This is a genomic window from Bizionia saleffrena (genome assembly GCF_008086175.1).
Taxonomy (GTDB): Bacteria; Bacteroidota; Bacteroidia; order Flavobacteriales; family Flavobacteriaceae; genus Bizionia; species Bizionia saleffrena.
On the sequence record NZ_VSKM01000031.1, the window covers coordinates 1 to 3,106 of the forward strand.

A 3,106-nucleotide genomic window follows, 5' to 3' on the forward strand; every position below is an offset into this window, starting at 1 on the left:
TTAATTACTGTTAGGTCCACCACTTTTAATAGTGAATTGAGAACGTCTGTTTTGTTGATGTTGCGCTTCAGTACAGTTTGTACCGCACTGCACTGCAGGCTCACTTTCTCCTTTGCCTTCTCCTGTTATTCTAGAAGCAGAAATTCCTTTAGAGATTACATAAGCTACAGTAGATTGTGCTCTACGCTCAGATAAATTCATATTGTATCCGTCTTTACCTCTGTTATCGGTATGAGCGGTGGCGTAAATAACCATTTCTGGGTATTTGTTCATTACTAATACTAATTTATCTAATTCTGCAGCACCTTGAGGTGTTATGTTAGATTTATCAAATTCGAAGTAAATAGGGTCTAATACCACTTTATCTTCTACAATCATTTTCTTGATTGGTGTTAAATCTACAGTCACAGCTTTACGGGCATCTTTAGATCCGTTAACAGTGGCAGTAGTGTCTTTAAACTCTAGTTTAGTTGCTTTTAAGCTGGTGTCTTGATCGCAATCTGTTGTAAAGTTAGCTACCCCTTGTACGTTTGTAGTTTCGGTTGCTATAACGCTACCTTCGCTATCGTAAAGTGTTACCATTGCACCTGCAAGTTTTACTCCTGTTTCTGCGTTTTCTACAGTTACAATCATGTCTACATTACATAACGGTTTGATTTCTCTAATCGCGTAGATATCATCACTTCCCTTTCCACCAGCACGGTTTGAAGAGACATAACCATTCTTATCCGCATCAAGTACAAAAGCAAAATCGTCTGCTTTACTATTTATTGGTGCTCCAATGTTTTTTACAGTTTCTGTACCTGAGTACGTCGTGTAATACACATCTAAGTTTCCTAATCCCAAGTGCCCGTTAGAAGAGAAGTATAAATACTCATCGTCTCCTGCGTAAGGGAACATTTCTTGACCTGGCGTGTTTACTTTATTACCTAAGTTTTCTGCTGCCTCTACTGTTCCATCTGCTGCGATAGGTGCTTTGTAAATATCGAACTTTCCAAAACCGCCTTCCATATCTGAGGCGAAGTATAAGGTGGATCCGTCTTTACTAACCGATGGGTTTTTTACAGAGTGGCTATTACTGTTTAAAGATAAAGCAGTAACGTTTTTCCAAGAATCGCCGCTTTTTGTCGCTTTGAATAATTGAATGACACTTAACTTTGTGTTTGTGTCTTCATTTTTTTCGTACATATTATCAAAGAAGCTCTCACGAGAAAAATACATAGTGCTTCCGTCTGGCGAAAAAGTCACGATACCTTCGTGGTATTTTGTATTTATTTTTCCTTTTAATACGCTAGCTTCAGAATATGTTCCATCTTCAGCTACGGTTAATTCGTAGATGTCTAAAAACGGTTGATCGTTCCATCCGTAAGTACGTCTTGAGTCATTTCTTGCTGATGTAAAGTAAAGCTTGCCCTCTTTTAAAGTCCCTCCAAAATCTGAAGCTGGTGAGTTAAACTCTAAATTTTTAGCTGTAAAATTCTCTTCTTTTGCTAATATATCATTCAGATAATTAGGGTTTGCTAAGAATGCTTTCGCTCTTTCATCGTTAGGGCTTGCTGCGGCAAAGGTTCTCATTTGTTGGTTTGATGCGTCGTATTTTCCGTTTGCTTTCAGCATTTCAGAATACTTGTACATCATTTCCGTATCGGAACTGGACTCTAATGCTTTGGCATACCATTTTTCGGCTTCTACAGTATTAAAAATATTGTAATTAGCTTCTGCTAATTGACCATAGACATAAGCGTCGGCTTCTCCTTTTTCTACAAGCTTATTGTAAGCTTCGGCAGCTTCAACAAACTCCAACTTAGCAAAATGCTTGTCGGCTTTTGTAGTCTGTTTATTTTGAGCAGCGACACTAAAGCTGCTCAGGATGATTAGTGTTAAAAATAATTTTATGTTTTTCATAGTTGATTTAGCTTAACTGATTAGAAATAACGAGGTGAACGCGATACTTTTCTTGGTAAGAAAATATCGAAGTTTATAAATATTTCGTGTGATGAACTGGTATCGATATTTAAATCAGATTGGATGCTATCGTAAGCGTATCCTATTCTTAAGTTTGGAGATACCATAAAGTTAATCATACCACTAAACGAATCGTCTAAACGGTATCCTGCACCTACTTCTACTAGGTCGTACATAAATAAGTTTAGGTTAGCATCATAGGCCACTGGTGCATCGAAAGCAAATTTAGCAAGTACGTGTGGCTTTAGTTTAAAGTTTGGTGATAAATCGAATACGTAACCTGCGGCTGCAAATAAATGTTCTGATTCTGACCCTATTTTACGACCATCTAAATCTAAATGTGTTGCATTTAAAATGTTTGGCATAGAGGCAGAAATGTAGTATTTATTTGGCTCGTAGAAATACGCTCCAGCTCCAACATTAGGAGTCGTCTCGTTAATATCTTGTGCGTAAAATGGATCGTTAGGATCTAAAGTCACTACCGAACCGGTTCCAATATCATGAAATGTTGCTCCTGCTTTTAAACCTAAAGCTAATTTTGTACTTGTACCCATTGGTAGGGTATAAGAGAAATCAATGTAAGCGTTAGTCTCGTTTACAGGACCGACTTCATCACTAATAAGTGAGAAGCCCAATCCTACACGATTCCCTACCGGGGCGTGAATAGAAAGTGTTCCTGTTTTAGGAGCACCTTCTACACCTACCCACTGACTCCTGTAGAGTGCTCCAATAGAAACAGTCTCGCTAGAACCAGCGTATGCAGGGTTAATAATATTCATATTATACATGTACTGTGTATACTGAGGGTCTTGCTGCGCATAACTGTTTAGAGCAAACAAAACGGCGAAAAGGATATATATTTTTTTCATTCTTAAATTTTAAGTTGTTGTTTGTAGTGCTATTATCTGTTAATATAAACCCAAGATGTTTTTACTTTTCCGCCTTGGTATTTCATTACATAGTAGTACGTACCTACTGGTAATTCATCACCATCTTTAGATTGACCAAACCATTCGTTAGTATAGTTTGCTCTAGAATATACTTTGGTCCCATATCTATTAAAGATTTCTAAGCTTTGTACATCGAAACTACTTAAGTCGAAAAAATCGTTTTTATTATCTCCGTTTGGCGATATACCTTG

The 3,106-nt window shown here is 37.4% G+C and carries 3 protein-coding genes; all 3 read right to left on the bottom strand.

The window, feature by feature from the left end; genetic code table 11:
- Complete coding sequence (locus ES676_RS14445; protein ID WP_148371030.1) at positions 1 to 1,905, bottom strand: OmpA family protein; 1,905 nt, start codon at positions 1,903 to 1,905, stop codon at positions 1 to 3.
- A gap of 20 nt (positions 1,906 to 1,925) precedes the next feature.
- Positions 1,926 to 2,834, bottom strand: coding sequence for a PorP/SprF family type IX secretion system membrane protein (locus ES676_RS14450; RefSeq protein WP_148371031.1), 909 nt, complete (start codon positions 2,832 to 2,834; stop codon positions 1,926 to 1,928).
- Between the two features lie 32 nt (positions 2,835 to 2,866).
- Positions 2,867 to 3,106 (bottom strand): gliding motility-associated C-terminal domain-containing protein (locus tag ES676_RS14455; RefSeq protein ID WP_148371032.1); only part of this gene is annotated, 240 nt, incomplete at its 5' end.

Bases quoted from the DNA above. Each gene is read 5' to 3' on its own strand.
- ES676_RS14445 (WP_148371030.1), bottom strand. From the start codon at position 1,905: ATGAAAAACATAAAATTATTTTTAACACTAATCATCCTGAGCAGCTTT.
- ES676_RS14450 (WP_148371031.1), bottom strand. From the start codon at position 2,834: ATGAAAAAAATATATATCCTTTTCGCCGTTTTGTTTGCTCTAAACAGT.